At 39.4% G+C, this 20,570-nt stretch carries 18 protein-coding genes; 9 read left to right on the forward strand and 9 right to left on the reverse strand.

Going from position 1 to position 20,570, the window contains the following annotated elements; translation table 11 throughout:
- Positions 1 to 63 precede the first annotated feature (63 nt).
- Entirely contained in the window at positions 64 to 1,152 is a 1,089-nt protein-coding gene (locus MN869_RS06720; protein WP_033133517.1) for an LLM class flavin-dependent oxidoreductase, read from the reverse strand.
- A 312-nt stretch (positions 1,153 to 1,464) separates the two neighbouring features.
- On the opposite strand from MN869_RS06720, the gene MN869_RS06725 reads away from it, so the two are divergent.
- Positions 1,465 to 2,541, forward strand: a complete 1,077-nt coding sequence (locus tag MN869_RS06725) for a sigma-54 dependent transcriptional regulator (protein WP_004655042.1) — start codon at positions 1,465 to 1,467, stop codon at positions 2,539 to 2,541.
- Positions 2,542 to 2,577: 36 nt separating this feature from the next.
- Here the strand turns inward: MN869_RS06725 and tatC are convergent, their stop codons facing one another.
- The 7 genes from tatC to MN869_RS06760 form a co-directional block, all read right to left on the reverse strand.
- Positions 2,578 to 3,327 (reverse strand): twin-arginine translocase subunit TatC, encoded by a 750-nt coding sequence (gene tatC, locus MN869_RS06730; RefSeq protein WP_033133518.1) that lies wholly within the window; start codon positions 3,325 to 3,327, stop codon positions 2,578 to 2,580.
- Positions 3,324 to 3,740, reverse strand: coding sequence for a Sec-independent protein translocase protein TatB (gene tatB, locus MN869_RS06735; protein ID WP_033133519.1), 417 nt, complete (start codon positions 3,738 to 3,740; stop codon positions 3,324 to 3,326). The genes tatC and tatB overlap by 4 nt, the downstream gene beginning before the upstream one ends.
- Before the next feature lie 13 nt (positions 3,741 to 3,753).
- Positions 3,754 to 3,969, reverse strand: coding sequence for a Sec-independent protein translocase subunit TatA (locus MN869_RS06740; protein ID WP_033133520.1), 216 nt, complete (start codon positions 3,967 to 3,969; stop codon positions 3,754 to 3,756).
- A 95-nt stretch (positions 3,970 to 4,064) separates the two neighbouring features.
- On the reverse strand, positions 4,065 to 4,820 hold the full coding sequence (locus MN869_RS06745) for an ABC transporter ATP-binding protein (RefSeq protein ID WP_033133521.1): 756 nt from the start codon (positions 4,818 to 4,820) through the stop codon (positions 4,065 to 4,067).
- A 36-nt stretch (positions 4,821 to 4,856) separates the two neighbouring features.
- Entirely contained in the window at positions 4,857 to 5,645 is a 789-nt protein-coding gene (locus MN869_RS06750) for an ABC transporter permease (RefSeq protein ID WP_033133522.1), read from the reverse strand.
- Positions 5,645 to 6,484: an ABC transporter permease gene (locus MN869_RS06755; protein ID WP_033133523.1), complete on the reverse strand. Its 840-nt coding sequence runs from the start codon at positions 6,482 to 6,484 to the stop codon at positions 5,645 to 5,647. Before MN869_RS06755 ends, MN869_RS06750 begins: the two co-directional genes overlap by 1 nt.
- A gap of 3 nt (positions 6,485 to 6,487) precedes the next feature.
- On the reverse strand, positions 6,488 to 7,561 hold the full coding sequence (locus MN869_RS06760) for an ABC transporter substrate-binding protein (protein WP_033133524.1): 1,074 nt from the start codon (positions 7,559 to 7,561) through the stop codon (positions 6,488 to 6,490).
- A gap of 313 nt (positions 7,562 to 7,874) precedes the next feature.
- Between MN869_RS06760 and MN869_RS06765 the strand changes: the two genes are divergently transcribed.
- The 4 genes from MN869_RS06765 to MN869_RS06780 all read left to right on the forward strand — a co-directional run bounded on the left by MN869_RS06765 (position 7,875) and on the right by MN869_RS06780 (position 11,187).
- On the forward strand, positions 7,875 to 9,008 hold the full coding sequence (locus tag MN869_RS06765; protein ID WP_033133525.1) for an LLM class flavin-dependent oxidoreductase: 1,134 nt from the start codon (positions 7,875 to 7,877) through the stop codon (positions 9,006 to 9,008).
- A 190-nt stretch (positions 9,009 to 9,198) separates the two neighbouring features.
- Complete coding sequence (locus tag MN869_RS06770; RefSeq protein ID WP_005205334.1) at positions 9,199 to 10,014, forward strand: energy transducer TonB; 816 nt, start codon at positions 9,199 to 9,201, stop codon at positions 10,012 to 10,014.
- Positions 10,015 to 10,045: 31 nt separating this feature from the next.
- The gene (locus tag MN869_RS06775; protein ID WP_004660922.1) at positions 10,046 to 10,783 is read left to right on the forward strand and encodes a MotA/TolQ/ExbB proton channel family protein; all 738 of its coding nucleotides are present in this window, start codon (positions 10,046 to 10,048) and stop codon (positions 10,781 to 10,783) included.
- Positions 10,783 to 11,187, forward strand: a complete 405-nt coding sequence (locus MN869_RS06780; RefSeq protein ID WP_004655022.1) for a biopolymer transporter ExbD — start codon at positions 10,783 to 10,785, stop codon at positions 11,185 to 11,187. The genes MN869_RS06775 and MN869_RS06780 overlap by 1 nt, the downstream gene beginning before the upstream one ends.
- A gap of 106 nt (positions 11,188 to 11,293) precedes the next feature.
- On the opposite strand, the gene MN869_RS06785 is transcribed toward MN869_RS06780, so the two are convergent.
- The gene (locus MN869_RS06785; RefSeq protein ID WP_033133526.1) at positions 11,294 to 12,877 is read right to left on the reverse strand and encodes an ABC transporter substrate-binding protein; all 1,584 of its coding nucleotides are present in this window, start codon (positions 12,875 to 12,877) and stop codon (positions 11,294 to 11,296) included.
- A 275-nt stretch (positions 12,878 to 13,152) separates the two neighbouring features.
- Between MN869_RS06785 and MN869_RS06790 the strand changes: the two genes are divergently transcribed.
- From MN869_RS06790 to msuE, 4 genes are all read left to right on the forward strand, one after another.
- Complete coding sequence (locus tag MN869_RS06790; protein WP_033133527.1) at positions 13,153 to 15,765, forward strand: TonB-dependent receptor plug domain-containing protein; 2,613 nt, start codon at positions 13,153 to 13,155, stop codon at positions 15,763 to 15,765.
- A gap of 237 nt (positions 15,766 to 16,002) precedes the next feature.
- A complete protein-coding gene (locus MN869_RS06795) occupies positions 16,003 to 18,336 on the forward strand; it encodes a TonB-dependent receptor (RefSeq protein WP_033133528.1) in 2,334 nt (777 codons plus the stop codon).
- A 19-nt stretch (positions 18,337 to 18,355) separates the two neighbouring features.
- Complete coding sequence (locus MN869_RS06800; protein ID WP_033133529.1) at positions 18,356 to 19,549, forward strand: LLM class flavin-dependent oxidoreductase; 1,194 nt, start codon at positions 18,356 to 18,358, stop codon at positions 19,547 to 19,549.
- Between the two features lie 93 nt (positions 19,550 to 19,642).
- Positions 19,643 to 20,365, forward strand: a complete 723-nt coding sequence (msuE, locus tag MN869_RS06805; protein ID WP_243307005.1) for an FMN reductase — start codon at positions 19,643 to 19,645, stop codon at positions 20,363 to 20,365.
- The last annotated feature ends 205 nt before the right edge of the window (positions 20,366 to 20,570 follow it).

Below are 20,570 nucleotides of genomic sequence, written 5' to 3' on the forward strand. Positions count from 1 at the left end.
AAATCTTTATTTTAAAAAGCCGCTCTTCAAAGATATTGCAGAGCGGCTTTATGCTTTAAATGTTTAAGCGATGCGCTTTAATCTTTTGGCAGCCTCTTCACGTACAGCAGGGATGATATAGCGGCCATAATCGACCGTGTCATAGATTGGATCGTAGCCACGATTTAAAAAGGTGGTAACGCCTAAATCTACATAATCGAGTAATGCCGCAATAATGGTATCTGGTGTACCAACCAAGGCAGTGGTATCACCATAAGCTCCTACAGCAGTTGCAGTGGGCATCCATAAGGCACGATCATGTCGATCACCTTGTTGGGCTGCTGCCAATAAGCGTTGTGAACCAATTCCTTTGATTTTGTGCCCTGACAATGTGCCGTTATTCTGAAAAGTTGGATTGTTCTGAATATCAGCAAGTATCTGTTCTGCACGCTGCCAAGCAAGTTCTTCGGTTGGGCCAATAATAAGGCGTACGGATAAGCTAACAGGTGGCTGCGGTTTATTGGCGTGTTCTGCTGCGAGCTTTAATTTAGTAATTTGATCTTTTACACCAGCCAGTGGTTCCCCCCAAAGTGAATACAGGTCTGCATGGCGGACTGCAATATCATAAGCAATATCGGATGAGCCACCGAATGAAATCGGGATTGTCCCGTTGACTGGCTTTAACGGGCAAAAAGCGTTTTCTAGCTTAAAGTACTTACCTTCATAACTAATAGGTTGATCGCTTTTCCAGAGTTTCTTGATGATATCTAGATATTCCCCGGTCCGTTCATAACGTTGAATTTTATCAACAATATAATCACCTTCTTGAGGCTCAGCCGTAATTCCTGTAATTGCATGTAAACGGATTCTTCCACCACCTGTCGTATGGTCAAGTGTCGCAAAAGAACGTGCAGCCAGATTTGGTGTTACAAGCGCGGGACGATGGGCAATCATAAACCCGAGTTGCTCAGTATGCTGTGCGAGATAAGCTGCAATTTGTGTACTATCTGGGCTGCTTGGTCCACTAGCAATTAAAACTTTATCGAAACCAGCATATTCATGTGCCCGTGCATGATAACGTAGATAGTCGAGGTCTATTTTATGACCAATACGTGTACCTTTGGTTTCTGACCATTGATTAGGAAAAACCATACCAACGAATTCGATGCTCATTATTAAACCTATTTTATGGATTTTTAACCAATGAGCAAAATAAATGCCAAGTTTAAACTGATATAAAATAAGCGATTAGGGAATGGTATTTTAATCAGGTGTCTAAATTTGATCAGAAGCATTCGTATTCTGCTTAAAAAACAACATTTCATAAATTGAGAATTATATTCTTAATAAAGTTATAAGGTTGATTTTTAGAGTGATGAATATTTAAATCATGGATTGAATATCTGTAATTATTATTTATCAGTTTTGTAATTGAATTGTACTATTCTATTTTAATATCATCCTAATCTATTTAAAGGATTAATTATGAAATCCTATTTGGATAATGATTATAAAGTAATTACTTTGCCAGATAACGGGGTACCTGTAAAACCAATTCGAGCAAAAGCAATTATTTTCTCAGATCAAAACTCTCGTAAATTGTTAAATCAAGTTGAAACTATTGCACCAAGCTCTGCTAGCGTTATCATTCAAGGTGAGTCAGGTACAGGTAAAGAGTTGATTGCACGTGAAATTCATTTGAAAAGTGATCGTAAAAACAAACCTTTTCTTGCTGTGAACTGTGGTGCTCTGGTTGAAACATTAGCTGAGTCTGAGTTATTCGGCTATGAGGCAGGTGCCTTTACCGGAGCAAATAAGACACGTGCTGGTATTTTCGAAACAGCAGATGGTGGTACTTTGTTTTTGGACGAAGTGGGTGAGTTGCCACTATCTCTACAAGTCAAGCTATTACGGGTATTGCAAGAAAAAGAAGTGATGCGCGTAGGTGGCCGTAAACCAATTCCAATCGACGTACGTATTCTGTCTGGTACGCATGTAGATTTGCGTAAGGCTGTGGCAGAAAACAAGTTTAGGCTCGATTTATACTACCGTTTGAATGTCGTGGTACTGAATATTTTGCCATTACGGGAACGTAAAGGCGATATTTTACCTTTAGTCGATTTTTTCTTAAATTCGTATTCTCAGAAGCTGATTACCACCAAGCCAAATATTAGTGATCGGGCAAGAAATGCGCTCCTCAATTATAGTTGGCCAGGGAACATTCGTGAGTTGGAAAACAATATTCATTATGCTTTACTGATGAGCAGTGGTAAAACGATTGATATTGAACATCTGCGTTTTTCAGAAGAAGGTGGATCAGCAGCATTACCTGATAGTGATTTAATTCAGGAGTTTGAAGATATCCTGAAGCGTTTATTTCAGGAATATGATGGGGAAGCTTGGCATATTATTGAAGATAAGATTGTGAATACAGCATTTTCAAGTTGCTGGAATAATCAGGTCAAGACTGCAAAAATGTTAGGCCTTTCGCGCAATGTTTTGCGTAACCTTTTGTCTCGTTATAATTTATTACCCAATAAGAATGAAAATGAAATTGCATAGAAAAAATATTCTATTCTAAGAACATCCATCTTTGACCTATGGATGTTCTTTTTTTATTGTTGTTAATTTAGTGATCCATAAACCTAATTCAAATAACAGCCACATAGGGACAGCAAGAGCAAGCATACTGAACACATCTGGAGGGGTAATGAACATTGCAATAAAAAAGAAGAACACAATGATGTGTTTGCGATGTTGTTCTAATTGTTGAATAGATAGAATTCCAATAAAAATAAGAATATAAGTTAATACTGGGATTTGAAATGCCAGACCAAAAGCAAGAAAAAGCTTTAAACAGAAATCCAGATAGCTATTGATATCCGTCATCGGTAATACATTTTCAGGAGAAGCCAATATAAAGAACTTTAAGGCCAAGGGTAAGATCAGGCCATAAGCAAACAAGAGGCCGAGATAAAATAAAAAAATACTGGAAAGTGCTAGAGCGACACCAAATCTTTTCTCGTTTTGGTAGAGTGCAGGTGCAACAAATTGCCAAAACTGATACAGGATAAAGGGAATACTCACTAGAATTGCCAGATAAATGTTGAGTTTGAACGGAGCTAAAAATGTACCCATGACATCCGTTGCAATCATGGTTGAGTTAACAGGTAACAATGAGATTAAAGGTCGAGCAAGAACATGGTAGTTTTGTTGGGCAAGCGGGAGAAGCACTAAAAAAATGGTAACAACCGCACCAATGCTATAGATCAAACGCTTTCTTAACTCTTTCAGGTGTTCGCTATATTTCATTTCAGTGAGGTTTTCACTGACGAGATGTTCAGTCATGCGGCTTGATCCTCATTGAATTTATTTACTGTTTTAAAATGAGTTAAAAATGGCGTCCTTAACTTGTCATGTGATTGGATATAGACATAATCCGTGGTGTATGTTGCTTTGGTTCTTTGTTCCAAAGAAACAGTGGATTGTACATTTTCAATTTCTTGTTGCATGAGCGTGAGTTGTTGTTTGAGCTGTTCTTCATTTTGTTTTATTTTTTGCAGCTCTTCTTGCATGATTCTTTTTAGTTCAATCAATTCCAGTTCATTTTCTAGATCATTCTGGATTTTATTGAGGTGGTTTTTAATTGCTCTATATTTGAATAGTACCATTCTTAATGTTTGAGGAAGCTTTTCAGGCCCTAAAATGATGAGGGCAATAATGCCAAAAGCAAATAGTTCCCCAAAACTGATATTAAACATGGCAATATATCACTTATAACTTGGTCTGCTTCTCGCTATTTGATTCTAACGAATTAATATCTTTGTATTGTTGATTCTGTATTAATTTTGGATCATCAGGATTAACAGAGTCTTTAAAGTCTTTAATTGCACCACCCAAATATTTTCCTAGGTTTTTTAGCTTTGAAGTGCCAAATAATAAAATAACGATAACGGCAAATAATAGAATATGCCAAATTGATAAACCCATGCTAAAACTCCTGAATAATATATAATAAAGACTATTAATATCACGACATCGTCTGTTTTCTAAATCATATTAATATCGATCAATATTCGATTTAATTATGCGGTATGGTCCAGTAGATGAAGTGCTTGATTACGAAAATTGAATAAGCTTTCACTATCTTTATGTCTTGGATGGGCTAAAGGAATAGGTATAATTTCCTTGATTTTCCCTGGTCGAGCTGACATCACAATCACACGATCTCCAAGATATACGGCTTCTTCAATATCGTGCGTCACAAGAATCATGGTGATTTTTTCATGTTGCCAGATACGTTGCAGTTCAGCCTGTAAATGACTCCGGGTCATGGCATCCAATGCACCAAACGGTTCATCTAAAAGTAAAATATCAGGTTTATTGACTAACCCACGTGCAATGGCAACCCGCTGTGCCATACCACCAGACAATTCGTGAGGGTATGCATTCTCGAATCCAGTAAGTCCAACAATTTCGATATGCTCTTTCACACGTGCATTTTTTTCTGAACGGCTTAACCCTGTTTCTTCCAGCGCCAAATGGATGTTTTCGGAAACGGTGAGCCAAGGCAGTAAGCGATGCTCCTGAAAAATTAAGCCTCGTTTTAAATCTGTCCCTTGGATAGGAATTTTATTGAGTAAAATTTCACCTTGATAGTCTGAGTCTAGTCCTGCAATTAGACGGAGTAGCGTCGATTTTCCACAACCACTGCTGCCGACAATGGAGATAAATTCGCCTTGCTCAATGTCGAGATGAATACCGTCTAAAACAGTTAAGTTGTTCTGATCACGTTGGAATGATTTATTGAGTTTTTTAATCGAGAGTAAAGGAAAAGACATTTTGAAATCCTGATTGTATTTTTAAATTAGGGGCTACTAAGCTCGCCATTGCAGCAGACGTTTTGAAATGAAGTGGATACATGTGGTCATAAAAATACCGCTCATGGTGACGGTCATTGCGCACACCAATAGGATGTCCATTTCAGCATTAATTTCAGCTTTCATCATGAGATTGCCCAAGCCTGCGCCTGCATTGAATAGCAATTCACTTGCTGTGGTGGTGATCCAGGTAAAAGGGACCGCTAAATTTAACCCCGTTAAAATATGTGGCAAGGCTTGTGGCAAGCGGATTCTTTTAAATTCACGCCAAAATGAAAACTGATACATTCGTGCGACTTCACTGTATTTTTCATCATAGTGGCTAAGTCCTTGAAAGGTATTAATGACCAAGGGGAAAAAAGAAGCCAGTGCGATAATAAAGATCTTGGCTTCTTCACCATTGCCAAACCATAAAGCAATTAATGGCGTTAAACCGAGGAGTGGAACTTGTCGGATACTGTTAAACAGTGGCGAAACGAGCGCATTAAAAACTTTTGAATAGGCGAGTAAGGCGCCTAAAATTAGTCCAGCTGTTGAACCAAATAAAAAGCCTAATCCCGCTTTCTTCAGACTACCCCATGTATTCACCCATAATTCACCTGTTTCTAGTAGTTGAAGAGAAGCAGAATAAATATTCTGTAAAGGGACAAAGGCATAGGCATGACTAGAGCCTAGTCCTGAGTTGTATTGCCATAACGCTAGTAATATTGCTGGAAGTACGAGACCTTGTAAAAGGACCACAGGCTGTTGTAATGCACCTTTTAAAGTAAGTGATAGTGACGACATTATTTCCCCCTTGAACTGAGAGCAGGTGATATAAAGCGTTGTTCGACCAAACGTAAAAGTTTATCGAGGCTAAAACCGATCATGCCTGTGATAAATACCCCGACCATCACCACATCTAGACGAAGCATTTGCCGTCCAAGCTCCATCATCTGACCAATACCAGTACCCGCTGCAAGTAATTCAACGGCAACTAAAATCAACCATGCTCGGCCTAATGCAATTCGCAGTCCACTGATCAAGGGGGGTAATGTAGAGGGGATGACGATGTACCTAAGCCACGCTCGCGTTTTAAGTTTGTAGATTTGACCGAGTTCAATATATTGTTTAGGAATATTTTTCACTGCATCTGCTGTTGCCAAAGCAATTGGGAAAAAACAGGCTTTGATAATGAGTAAAATTTTAAACAGTTCACCAATCCCAAAAACGAGAATAAAAATAGGAATAAGAACAAAGATCGGAATCTGGTAAAGCAGATTAAATAAGATATAAGTGTAATTACGGAATGTGGTGATTGAACCATAGGCAATTCCAAAAGCAATGGCACTGAGTGCTGCAATAGAAAATCCAAAAAATAATCGAGCAAGACTATCCTTTAAGTGCAGTTGTAGTTCACCACTTTGCAATAAACTAATAAATGTATTCCAGACCGTTGCGGGTGGCACCAGAATTTGAGTTGGAAAAATTTGTAAAGAGCAAATAAATTGCCAAGTAAGTAAAGCCAATATAGGGGAAATCAGCGAGAGCAGCCCATACAACTGCTCAGCAGAAATTCTCCTCCATAGCGGAGGTCTAACCACAACGATATTCTTTTCAAGGGGAGGATTCACGAGCGTTTTCATCGCTTAGTCTCCCTGTTTCTTCTGCTGATCGTTTGCATGTAAATTTTGAATTGCTTGCTCGGCAAATTTTGGATTTAACAGCTCATCTGCTTTTAAAGGCGTTTGAATCAACTGGTTTTTCACAGCATGATCAATGACTTTGGCATAGTGTTGTTTAAGGAAATCAACTTTGTATTCAGGTGACCAATCCTGTTGCCATGTACTTGCACTATTTTGGCTTTCACGTTGAATCACAGACAAAGGTTGTCCAAACTTGGTTTGACTCTGCTGAAATTCATTTTGGTGTTGGGATATCCAGTTCATTGCCCTAACTGTTGCATCAGCAAGTAATTGAGTGGTCTCTGGATATTGTTCAATATAGTTTTTACGTCCCCATAATTCCGCACGCATTTTCCAGTCAGCAGGCAAGGATTGAGATGACCATATAATTTTACCGAGATGGCGGTCTTGTAAAGTTAGCGCATCACTTAAAGTAAAAAATGCATCCACACTTTTGGCAGATAAAGCTGCTGCACCTGCTTGAGGGTTTAGGTTAATAATTTGAAAGTCTTTGAGGTTTAAACCTTTGCTTTGTATCAGTTGGCCAAAATTGATTTCCCAAGGACGGCCACGATGTAAAGCAATTTTTTTACCTTTTAAGTCCTCAATACTTTTTACCTGTGAATCAGGTGGCACAATCAGATAGACATTATTACCAATCCCCCCAGGCACAACAATTTGTGTTTTTACCCCAGTTGCATTTAGTACGACAGCTGGTAGGTTGCCATAAAAAGCAAAATCAATTTTATTGTTCAGGAAACTTTCATTGACTAAAGTCGCTACAGCAGCAGTTGTTACTGGCTCCCATTTCAACTCAATATGTTGTTGCTTTAAGGCCTTGAGAAAAATAGGGTCTTGAGAGATGAGTTGTGGTACGCCAATAAAGTCCAGACTACCTGATGTTCCATTTGCTACGACAGCAATACGCAACTGTTGCTGAGATGGTTTACTCTCAGATGCTTGTTCGTTTTGTTTTGCATCGCAAGCGACGAGTCCTAAAAGACTAAAACTTAAAAATAAGCTAGGAAGAATACGCATATCATCATAAGAATTAAAAAATATAGAGAAATAGAGCAAGAACTAAGCCAAAATAATTAATATATAAAAATCAATTATTTATTATTTTTTATACTGACTATTGTTTTTGAGTCAGTCATGTATGCTGTGAAACAGACATTTAAATGTATAGAAGTGTTGAAATTTCAACACTATGTTTTGGTATGTTTTTATAAAGTTTAAATAAAACAATAGTATATGTTAAAAAAATATCGAATGAAAAGCGGCATGATTTCTGCTCATGACATAGCTAACGAACACGATGTCGTGAAATTTTTAATTATTGAGAACTATTATGTCAGTTGAGTTTTTATGGAGAATTCCTGTTCATGGGGATGGTCGTCGAGCACATCAGTTACATACCCGTGGTGAATGGAATCAGTTAAATCCAGCAATTAATTCTCCACAACGCGTGGCACCGCAGCATGAAGATCAGTTGTTTGCCTACTATGATTATGTACAACAAGTGGCAAAAGCGGCTGATATTGTTGGTTTTCATGGCGCATTGATTCCCGCTTTTCCTCATACTGAAGAGCCTTGGGTGTTGGCTTCAGCATTAGCAAGGGAAACTAAACGACTTCGACTGTTGATTGCGATTCAGCCGTGGTTTATTCATCCAGCCTATGCCAGTCAAATGGCTGCCAGTTTACAGCGTTTAAGTCAGGGGCGAGTAGAGTGGAATGTCATTTCAGGTGGAGGCGGTGCGCAGCAACGTGCTTACGGTGATTTTATTGAACATGACCAGCGCTATGCACGGACCAACGAGTTTTTGGAGTTTGTAAAAGGTTATTCACATCATGCGCCATTTGACTATGATGGTAAGTTTTTTCATGTTGAGCAGGGTGGGTTGAGATACCCAATGAATCAATATGATGTACCTCGGTTATGGTTGGCTGGTGCGAGTGATGCCGCCTTACAAGTCGCAGGACGTCATGCCGATATTCACTTAACTTGGGGTGAACCTGTTGAGCAGCAGAAAAAAGTCATTGAACAGGCACGAGCATTTTTTGAACAAAACTCGCCTGATCGTAAAGTTAAATTTGGTATGCGTATTGATATATTGGCACGGCCTACACAAGAGCAAGCTTTTCAGGAGCTTAAACAGATGTATGAAACCATTGCTGTTGATGGTCATGCCTTTGAACGAAAAGATACTGAGTCGGTCGGTGCAAAACGTCAGCAGGCTTTGGCGCAGGGCAATCGTTTCGAAGACTTATTTGTAAGTCCGAACGTTTGGGCGGGTATGTCCAATGTACGTGGCGGACCTAACTGTATTTTAGTGGGTAGCTATGAACAGGTTGCAGAGCGTTTGCAAGAATATATTGATATTGGTGTTGGTCATTTCATTTTAGCCAGTAACCCTCATTTGGAAGAAGCCTATCGGGTAGCAGAAGAGGTCTTACCACTGGTTGGATATAAATTAAAATAATAAATTTAGATCCCTTTGATATATCAAAGGGATCTTGTTGTTTGAACAGCATAACACTGTCTGAAAACCAACATATTGAATATCGATTAATTAAAAAATAGTGATTAAAAATATAAAAATCAAATACTTGCTCTTTTGGCATGACTTGTGCAATTTTTTATTCAATATTTTATTTTTCGTTTAAAACCCTATGAGTGAACTAATATTTAACTCGCATAAACGGGCGTTGCTATTTGAACAATATGCACCTGAAGCTAGTTCAAACAACATAGCAGATCCGTTTACACGGCATTCCTTGGAGCTTACGCAACCTTCTCCACCACGCTTGAATAAAGTGTTGATTGCGATTATTGCAGTTGCTTCTGCGCATTTAGGAATTTGGTATATCGCAAAACACTTGCCTACACCTACTTTGGATATTCATAAGCCAGAACCCGTGGTGATTGAAATTGTAAAACCTGAAGAACCACCCAAAGTGATTGAACCTAAAATTCCTCCTGTAACAGAGAAACCTAAAATTCCACCGGTTGTGGAAAAGCCAAAACCAATAGTTAAACAGGTTGAACAACCCAAACCTGTACAGAAAGCGGTGGAGCAACCTAAAGCAGTCACTCAGCCTACGCCACAAAAAGTTGAAGAGGCTGTCGTGACCAAAGAGGTGGCTCCTGCACCTGTTCAGAAAGTGGTTGAACCTGTGAAGTCGGTCGATGACAACTTACCTGTGACGGAAGCGAAAGGATATGCCGGCTATCTGAGTAATCCTGCACCCGAATATCCAGAACAGGCACTCGAACGTGGTTGGGAGGGTTCTGTGATTTTAAGGGTCAAAGTATTAGCAAATGGTAGCCCTGATACGGTCAGTGTCAAGCAAAGTAGTGGCAAAAAACTTTTAGATAGCGCTGCTGTAAGAACAGTAAAGCAATGGAAATTTTCACCCGCTTTAAAAGGTAAAACCCCTGTAGAAGGTTGGGTCGATGTTCCAATTCATTATCAATTACCGAAATAAATTTAATTTTATAGATTAAGAGGATATTCACATGACTGACATTAATTCATTGATCCATGACGGCACTATCTGGTTATTGGTTGCTTTCTCTATTGTGACTTGGGCACTGGTTGTAATCAAAATCGTTCAGACTCAAAGAGCATCAAAACAAGATAAACGTTTCGTAGAGGCGTTTTGGAAAGCAAAAAATTTATCTGACGCCGTAACTAAATCTGAATCGGGGCAAGGACCAGCAGCACGTGTTGCAAATGCGGGGTTTAAAACACTGATAGAAGCAGATGAAAAAACACACCATGACTTGCAAAACAGTTGGAGCCGTCAGGACCTATTGGAACGTCACTTACGCAAACAAATTCTAACTGAACGTCGTCAATTGGAGAAAGGTTCAGCGCTATTGGCGTCTATTGGTAACAATGCACCCTTTATTGGTTTGTTTGGTACAGTATTCGGAATCATTCATGCATTACAGGCGATTGCCCATTCTGGTAATGCAAGTATGGATGTCGTTGCTGGACCGATTGGTGAAGCATTGATTGCAACAGGAATTGGTATCGCTGTTGCTGTACCTGCTGTGCTTGCTTATAACTACTTTGTACGTAAAGTTAAAGCGATTGGTGCAGACTTAGATGATTTTGCAACAGATTTTGTCAGTTTAAATCAAAAGGCTGGTTTTCAATTGCCGACTGCTAAAACCAAAAATACAGCAGAGAGTACGATTCTGAATGATGCTTCAACAAAAGAAGTGAAAGAGAAAGGAGTATTCGCATAATGGCAATTTCTACTTCTCAAGATGATGACGTGGTGAGTGAAATTAACATTACACCGTTGGTGGATGTGATGTTGGTTTTGCTGATTGTCTTTATCGTCACAGCACCTTTGCTGACCAATACGGTGAAAGTCAATTTACCTAAGGCCGCACCGACTCAATCCACTGATCAGAATAAAGCTGTCGTGATTAGTGTTAATCCACAGGGTGAGATTTTTTTGGATAAGGACAAAGTGTCACTTGCAAGTTTTGAACAAGAAATTCAGTCACGCAAGAATAGCAACCCGAAGCTGGCTTTGAACCTGAATGCGGATGAAACTGTTCCTTATGGGACAGTGGCAAAATTATTGGCAAGTATTGAACGAGTCGGCGTAGATAAATTATCGGTGATCACTGTTCCTCAATAATCCCAGCCACATCTTAAATAGCTGCTTCGGCAGCTTTTTTAATTTATTCTGCCAGCAGAATAAAAATCCCCTCATAAAGAGGGGAAGCAAAGTTAAACGGATGTACTCAACCCTTCCATAATTTCTCAAAACGCCACGTTGGAAAAATAGTATGTTCTGGGGCTAAGCCTCCAATATTTTTTGTGGCTGCATCTATGGTATGACTAAATCCCCAGATCAGCATTCCACCACGTTCATGTTGAATTTTCTGTGCTTGGGTCAAATACACTTTTCGCTTTGCTAAATCTGGTTCGGCAAGCGCCTTATAAAACAACTCACTATATTCAGGATCTTTAAAATTGATTTTATTGGTTGTTGAAATCGGTGCATCATTGACAACAGCAGTAGATAAATAGGGTGTACCGACATTGGTTGCGTTACTCGACAATTGCCATTTATTGCGGTCTGGTCCATTAAATGTTGCGGCATCGACTTGTTTGACTCGTATATTCACATTGGCATGTTTTGCTTGTTCTGCAAAGATCAGTGCAGGCTGGGCGCTGCCAGCAGGTGCAACAAGTTCAACATTTAAACCATCTTTAAAACCAGCTTGTGCCAATAATTTTTTTGCTTCCTCGATATTTTGCTGACGTTGGGGTAGGTTAAGAAAAGCAGGGTCCTGTGGTGAGTAGAGATCATTGGCAATACGTCCCTGACCATTTAACCCACGTTGTACAAGCTCCTCTCGATTGGCAATTAAACGAAATGCCTGACGGACTTTAGGATCATTAAAAGGGGCTTGTTGCGTATTAAAGTCAAAACCATTATGGGTATTCGTTTCAGAACGAATGGTTTGAATATGTTTCGCCTGCTCCAGAATTTTAATGTATTCAGGTGAAATGGCATTGGCGATATCAATTTGTCCTGCTAATAAGGCATTTAAACGCGAGACTTGATCTTTAAAATCAATCACCTCAAAACTGTCTGCATAAGGTTGATCCGCTTTAAAATAGTTTTCAAAACGGGTGAAGACAGAACGTTGACCAGGGATAAACTGTTTGACTTTATAAGGACCTGCACCGATTGGGTTATGGATTGGATCAAAGTCGGTAGGTACGATTCCACCAAAATTCACCCAAGTTTCAGGTAGCGCAACGAAACCAGCAATTGAATTGATAAAAGGAATACGAACGGTATATTCATCTAATTTTTGGATGCGATCCCGATCAATCCATTGCACCAGATTTCGAAACGGTGAAGCAAGCTTTGGGTCGGTTAAACGTTTTACTGAGAAAATCACATCATCAGCAGTAATTGTTTTACCGTGATGGAATTCTAGACCTTTACGTAGACGAATGGTCCATTCACTCGCATTATGATTTGGTTCCGCAAATTCAGCCAAGGCAAGACGTGGCAGCATATTTTCATCCCATTCCCATAGCTTGTTATATATGGCAAAACCTCGGGTAATTCCTGCGCTTGAAGTAGACAGATGTGGATCTAAACTGCCTGACTGTTGTCCACCAATTAGACCCAATCGAATCGTTCCACCATGTTTGGGAGTGAGTGAAGATGGGCTCTGTACTTCAGTACCCGTTTGTGGTGATTGATCGCAGCCAGACAAGCTCCCTATTAAAGATACACCACCTACTGCGGTAAGACTTTGTGCTAAAAACTTTCGACGTGACAATAGAATTGATCGAGTTGTCATTATAAATACTCATATTGGATAGTCATCTTTATGGACTTGCAGAATAAATGCCAATAATTTATTTATATTTATCAGTATCTTACTTGATTATGGTTTTTGTTTACTGTCTTTATTTCAACAAATCTGTTGAAAAAATAAACATTTATAAAGCTGATATCTAAATATATAAAAATTAAAAACTATTAAATCAATATCTTGGGTGTTGTTTTGAGGCTTTTTAATGATTGGCATAGGCCTTGCGTAACGTACTGTAAATTTACTTTACTGAGTATGATATGAAGCAGCCTTTTCAATTAAAACCTTTAGTGATTGCCTTAGCCTTTTCGGGGGCATCTTTACCCATACATGTGTTTGCCGAAGAAACCCAAAATACATCGGCAAATACTGAAAGTGATGTGATTACTTTGGCAGATGTCGTGGTGACTGGTGCAAATAAAAAACAAACTGTTGTTCCCAAACGTAAAGTGACTTCAATTTATGGAACGGATAGCTCTGTATTAGACACACCTCGTGTAGTGTCCCAAGTATCGGAACAACAATTTCGTGAGGATGTGATTCGTAGTGCAGATGATCTTGTTAAATATGCGCCAAGTATTACCCGAGGCGGGGGACAAAATGCCAATTTCGCACCGCAGATACGGGGGCAAAATTCAGAGGTCTTTCAAGATAGCCAACGAATTTATAGTACCCGTCATCCGACTAATTTAAATGCATATGAAGCGGCTGATATTGTTGCAGGGCCGACGGGAGTAATTTTTGCACCTACTTCGGGTTCAGGTGGATATATTAATTATCTCACTAAAAAACCTAACTTTAATAAAGCAGAAACAACGATTTCTGGCTCAGTTGGTTCAATCTATGCAGGAAAAGGTACAGAACCTAATTTTTCTGTCAGTATTGATCATACAGCCCCGATCTCTAAAGAACTTGCATTTCGTGTCAGTGCAACAGCCCAAAAAACTGATGATTATTATGACAATGTGAAAAATAATTTTAATGCATTCTATGGTGCATTAGCTTGGCGTCCAGATGATAGTCTACGTGTCGACTGGAATATAAGTTATGACGATTATTATGATTTTAACGTGACACATGGTTGGAATCGGGCAACACAACAATCTGTTGATAACCGTCAGTATTACAAAGGTAGGGCTACGCCAATTATTCAAAATGGTTCAGCTTTCTGGTCACCTGTATTTGAATCTGGAGATGCGAATTCAAAAGTGATTGGTTGGCAGAATCGACAAAAGAATGATAAAAACCAATATATTGCTGTAGGCCCAATTCAAACAACACCTTTACCTAATGCAACAGCAAATCAGGCTGGAACGATTCGAGGTTGGGTCTATGATCCATCTATACCTGGTAATGGATTGGTCAAACTAGACGATAATATTTCTGGTCGAAGTGAAGATAAAAATAGTGCCAAACGATTCAGCACCCAATTAAAATTAGTTAAAGATTTGAATACGCATTGGTCTGTTTCTAATAGTACGCTTTATCAAAACAGCAAAGATTTAGGTGATTCGGTTGGAAGTTTCTTTACTGATCTGGAACATGAGTTATTTGATAATCGCCTAGAATTCCTCGCAGATTATGATTTCGAGTTGTTTGGGCTTAAGGTGAATAATAAAGGCAGTACTGGAGGAGCATTTCGCCGTGAGGAATTTACTTCTTTAGCGGCAAATAATAGTTTTAATATTAACCCTTATGATCTGACCAATGATCCTTCTCAAAAAAATCCAGGGGATTTACTTGGGTTGTTCAATAATAACAGTTCAACAGGAGGTTGGATTGGACAGGCCGGTGTTCCTCAATATTCTCAGTACTTTGGTTATTTAAATCTACCAAGAATGTATCCAGTCGGTCATGGCTTATATGCTGAAAAAGGTGGTTTCCCTCCCAATGGTGGTGGTGCTGTTTATACAGGAACGGGGTCTTGGGATACGTGGAGTGTGTTTACTCAGCAGAACTTTACTTTTAATGATGTGTTTGGCATTAATCTTGGGATTAATCATAGTTCAATTAAAGCCAAACTGGAAAACCCGTTGGTCTTAGTGCCGACTGATGTCCGTTCAGATCGCAATAAGTATAGTTTGCTCAGTTATCAAGCCAGTACATTTATCAAGCCAACAGAAAAAACTACACTGTATTTTACCTATGATAAGAGCACTGCACTCAACACAGGTGTTTTTGGCCCATTTTTAATTTGGGGGGCAGGCAATCAACTGAATCCTTTAGCGTTTGACAGTCAAAGTGAATTAAAGGAATTAGGATTTAAATATGAACCGATCATTGATCAACTATTTCTCACATTAAGCGGATTTGAGCAGAAGCGAGATTTATCACCTGATACAAATGGGAATATGGCACGCTTTGAAGTCAAAGGGATTGAATCTTCACTACGCTGGCAGCTACAAAAAAATATTGCAATAGGTGGTAACTTAACCTATTTGAATGCTGAATATAGCTCAATTATTCCAGCAGGATTTTCTCCCTTTGGCTTCCATGCAGACAATGCGACTGTCTGGGGGGACAGTAATGGGTTAAACCAGCGTAAAGCAGGTCGTTATGATGCGGCGGGTATTCCAAAATACTCTGCCAGTGCATATGTGGATTATCAACATCAGTCAGGTTTTGGTGTAAATCTCTCAGGCTGGTGGACCAGTAACTGGTATACCAATTTAAGCCAGACGGTTAAAGTTCCAAATAACTATAATTTAGATTTGGGATTATATTATCGACAGCCACAATGGACTGTTGGCTTAAATATTCTGAATCTAAGCAATGAACGTAATTTTGTGAATGGTCTAGCTGGCGCAAATAGTGAATTCTTACAACCAATGCGTCCACTCACGGTGCAGGGACAATTTAGTTATAAATTTTAAATACATGAAATATTTTTAATTCTAAATAGCCATACAGTTGTATGGCTATTTTTTCTTTCATTTTTCAAAAAAAACAATGTTGGAATAACAACAACAACATAGGGGAAAATGTTTATCTATCAGCAAAATCTAATCATAAGTTTTACTTTTATTTTTTAAGATATTGAAATTTATAAAATAAATTAAGTGGCATAGAAGTTGCCAATATAAAAATAGATTTATTTAAATGGAGTCACCATGTTTAAGATCACAAAAATTAGGCAGAGTATTTTAACTGCTATGTGGGGAGTAACAGCGAGTGTTTCGACATTGGCTTTGGCAAATGAAGAGATCGATACAGGCATCACAGCTGAGCAACAGGCGCAGGTGGTCAATGCAAAAGATGTCAAAAAGTTAAGTGATGTGATTGTAACAGCACAATATCGAGCACAAAATATTCAAAAAGTTCCAACCGCGATTACGGCTGTTTCTGGTAAAGATTTGGCTGCCAAGGGCTCAACCTTTATTGGTGATGTCTTAACGTATACACCGAATGCAGCAGCGGAAAATCCAGATGGTGATAGTCGACCACGTTGGTATATCCGTGGTTTGGGTACAGGGGACGTTGCTGCATCGACTGTATTTCCTGTTGGAATCTATGCTGATGGTGTCTATTTGAATGCGCCCGTTGCAGGAGCTGGAGATCTATTCGATCTAGAGCGGATCGAGGTTTTACGTGGGCCACAGGGGACGCTCTACGGTAAAAATACTACAGCAGGTGCGGTTAATTATATTTCTAAAAGACCAACTTTCTCAGAAAAACCAAATGGCTATGCAACGATAGGTGTAGGTGATCATAACCTACGTACTTTCGAGGGGGCTGCCAATGGCAAAGTCTCAGACAATATTGCGGTACGGGGCGCTTTTTACTCTGAAGATCGTGATGGCTATGCAAAGAATTTAGCGAATGGCGAAGATTATGGCGATGTTGATAAGAAATCTTTCCGTTTCCAGATTTTAGGTAAAGTGAATGACCAATGGAATGCATTAGTTAACTTACATAGCCAGACCTACAATGGTTTAGGAAACAATGGTTCCTTAAGTATTGGGAAATATTGGGGCGTTTATGAAAGACCAGAAGGGCGTAATACCAATTTAGATTTAGATGAAAGTAATAAAATTCAGCATGATGGTGCTTCATTCACTTTAAATGGAGATTTAGGAGGAGGCCACAGCTTTACCTCAATCACGGCTTTTGACAAGACCACACAAAAGTCAATTTCAGATGGTGATTACACCCCTTATGACGTTGCACGAAGTTATAGCGATAATGAATGGCGTCAATATAGCCAAGAGTTTCGAATTTCATCCGATGCGAACAAACGTTTAAGTTGGATTGCAGGGTTACATTATTTTAACGAAGAATTAGATTCTACGGGTGTGAGTGCACGGGTCCAGAAAACTTTGCCAAATGGTGCTGCTGCACAGACGGCATCAACCCCTGCATTTAGAGACATTACTTATAATCAAGCTACACAAAGTTTTGCCGTATTTGGAAATAGTACCTATAAATTTACGGATAAATTTAAGGTGACTGGTGGATTACGCTGGACCAGTGAAGAAAAAGATATTGATCTCGACCTGACTCAGATTACAACAGGCGACTACACCAAAGGTAGTTGGTGGAAAAAAGATGGGTATAGCAATGCCGTCTATAATCCAACTCCAAATGCGAACGGTTCAACAAGCCGTAAGAAAACATGGAATGAGTTGACCTATGACATTACACCAGAATATGAAATTACACCTGATTTAAATACTTATTTTAGATTTGCACGTGGATTCCGTTCTGGTGGTTTTAATACAGGTTTATCCAGTAGCCTAACCCAACTTGCGGATGTTAACCCTGAATATTTAAACAGTTACGAGCTCGGTTTGAAATCTAGCTTACTGGATGGGGATTTAGTTGCAAATGCCAATATTTTCTATTACGACTATAAAGATATCCAGACCAATTTATTAGTTGCAACAGAGGGGCAAGGGGGCGGTGTTACTTCAGTTTTAGCCAATGGGCCAAAAGCAGAAGTGAAAGGTGCAGAATTAGAGCTGGATTATTTAGCCACTGAAAATTTACGTTTACGTTTTGCAGGGGCTTATTTAGATAGTGAATATACTGACTTCGTTGACAAGAACCCAGTAACCAATGTGGTCAATGCCGACAATACTGGGAACAGTTTAGTCCGCTCACCCAAATATACCATCGGTGTTGGTGGTGAATATACCTTCAATTTAAATGATGGTGCTCGTATCGTTGTAGGTACTGACGCAAGCTATCGTGACCGTGAATATTTCTTGGTGAATCGCCAAGACTATTCGGTTGATCCAATCCTAAGCCAAAAATCTTATACCTTGTGGAATGCCAATATTGGTTATCACAGCGCAAATAATAAATATCAGGTCAATACCTATGTTAAGAATTTGCTGAATGAAGAATATCAGGTACATGGTCGTCCAAATGGCCCAGCAGGACAATATGTTTTAACCTACGGAAACCCACGCCAAGTTGGTGTTTCTCTCACAGCCAAATTCTAACTGTTATACGGAGAACATCATGGGAATTGAATTTTTTACTCGCCTACCTTTGCATGGTGAAGCTGAATTTTTAGCAGGCGATCCTCGTAATCGTGGTGATTGGGCGCGCGTATCTGGCGTGGAAAATACTGGAGCAACATCCAACTATCAAGTGGGTGATGACTTTACTTATATTGACTATTTAGCACAGGTGGCACGCGCAGCAGAAATCAATGGTTTCGCAGGTGCTTTGATGGTCAATGCACCAACAGGAGAGGAACCTTGGACTGTTTGCTCGCTATTAGCCAGAGAAACCAAGCGACTGAATTTTGTGACGGCATTCCAACCTTATCACTTTAGTCCATACAATGCGGTACAGAGTGCTGCAACCTACCAACGTGCAACAGGCAATCGCTTGGTGTGGAATATTATTAATGGGGGATCCGAGGTGATTCAACGTCAGGTTGGAGATGCCACGCCTCATGATGACCGTTATATCCGCGCAACTGAGTTTCTCGATGTTGTAAAAGGTTATTGGTATAACGAATCATTCCATTACCAAGGCAAATATTATTCTGCTGAGGGCGGCGGATTAAAGTATCCACTCAATAAAGCTGAATTACCCATCATTTGTACAGCTGGTTCTTCTGAAGCTGCACGTGAGTTTGGCGCAAAGCACGCAGATTATTATTTAATGCGTGCTGAAAAACCAAGTGAGATTGCCGCATTGATTGCGGATGTACGTAAACGTGCTGCAAAGTATGGTCGTGACAATATTAAATTTGGTTTATCCATTGATACAATTGCTCGACGTAGCGAACAGGAAGCTTTGGCAGAGGCGCAACGCTATTTAGATGAAGCAGCAGAGAAGCAACGTTTGCATGCTTCAGCTGCTCATGCAGGACTCAGATCAGCGCGAGTACTCAGTTTTGAAAAAGAATATGCGGATAAAGATGGCAGCAAAAATGTGAATGATTTCTTCATTCATCCCAATGTTTGGTCTGGCTTTGGCTACATTGGTATCCCTCCAGGTGTTGCTTTGGTGGGTAGCTACCAACAAATTGTTGAACGCATTAAGGAATATAACAGTATTGGAATCGACTTGTTCTTCCTTGCCGGTTATCCGCATTTAGAAGAAGCTTATCGCTTAGGTGAACATGTTCTGCCACATTTTAAAAACCAACGTCAGGCATTACAGCGTATACCAGAAGAATCAAAGTATCGTATTGCCTAGAATCGTTCTCAATCCTATTCAACCAAGACTTTAACTAGAAGTCTTGGTTTGTTCCATATAAGTCAAAGTATTAATTTTTCTAAAGGCCAAGTCATGTCGTATTCAAATGATAAACCACTCAATATTGTCGCAGTTTCAGGTGGTCTTAACAGCCCATCAAAAACTGAAAGTTTGATTCAAACGATTTTGGATGAATTAGCGCAAGCAATAGAAATAAATGTGAGATTTGTAAAACTCAGTGAGATTGGTCCTTTATTGGGTGGTGCAATTTATCGGAGTCAGTTACCCAAACAAGTACAAGATGATTTGGCTGCTATTGAAGCGGCTGATGCCTTGATTGTTGGTACGCCAGTTTATCGTGCTTCTTTTACGGGGCTGTTTAAACACTTATTTGATTTTGTCGAGCAGACCGCTTTAGTGGATGTTCCAGTATTGCTTGCTGCGTCTGGTGGGAGTAATCGCCACGCTTTGGTACTTGAGCATCAACTTCGTCCTTTGTTCAGCTTTTTCCAAGCACAGACTTTACCTATAGGTGTGTATGCAACAGATCGTGACTTTACGTCTGAGTATACAGTCAAAAGTGAAGCATTGAACGACCGTATCTTACTTGCTGTTGCTCGAGCTTTACCAATTTTGCAATGGGCACCAGCGAAAGGATTGCGTGAGCAAAAGGTTAAGGCTAAATCAGAAAAGGCCAATCAGGACTTAAGTATCAATAAACAAGTTGAACAGGATTCTATACTGCCATCTGTTGAAGTACCGGATTTAGATGTTGCTGAGGCAAGACTACATCATAAAAAGACCATCGCTGTGTAGAGTGTTAAACTCAGTTCCATATATCCTAGGTAATAAAATTCAAGAGGGTCCATGTGTTCCCTCTAATTTATTGGGTTCAGAATTTTTAACCCATCAAAAAATGTACAAAAAGCTAATGGGGCAAGATTGGGTAAATTTGAGTTGTATAAAAATAAAATTTAAACAAAACAGAATGTTATTGATTTAGTTCAATTGACGCCATCTC

This window comes from Acinetobacter sp. NIPH1876, from assembly GCF_022808535.1.
Classification (GTDB): Bacteria; Pseudomonadota; Gammaproteobacteria; order Pseudomonadales; family Moraxellaceae; genus Acinetobacter; species Acinetobacter higginsii.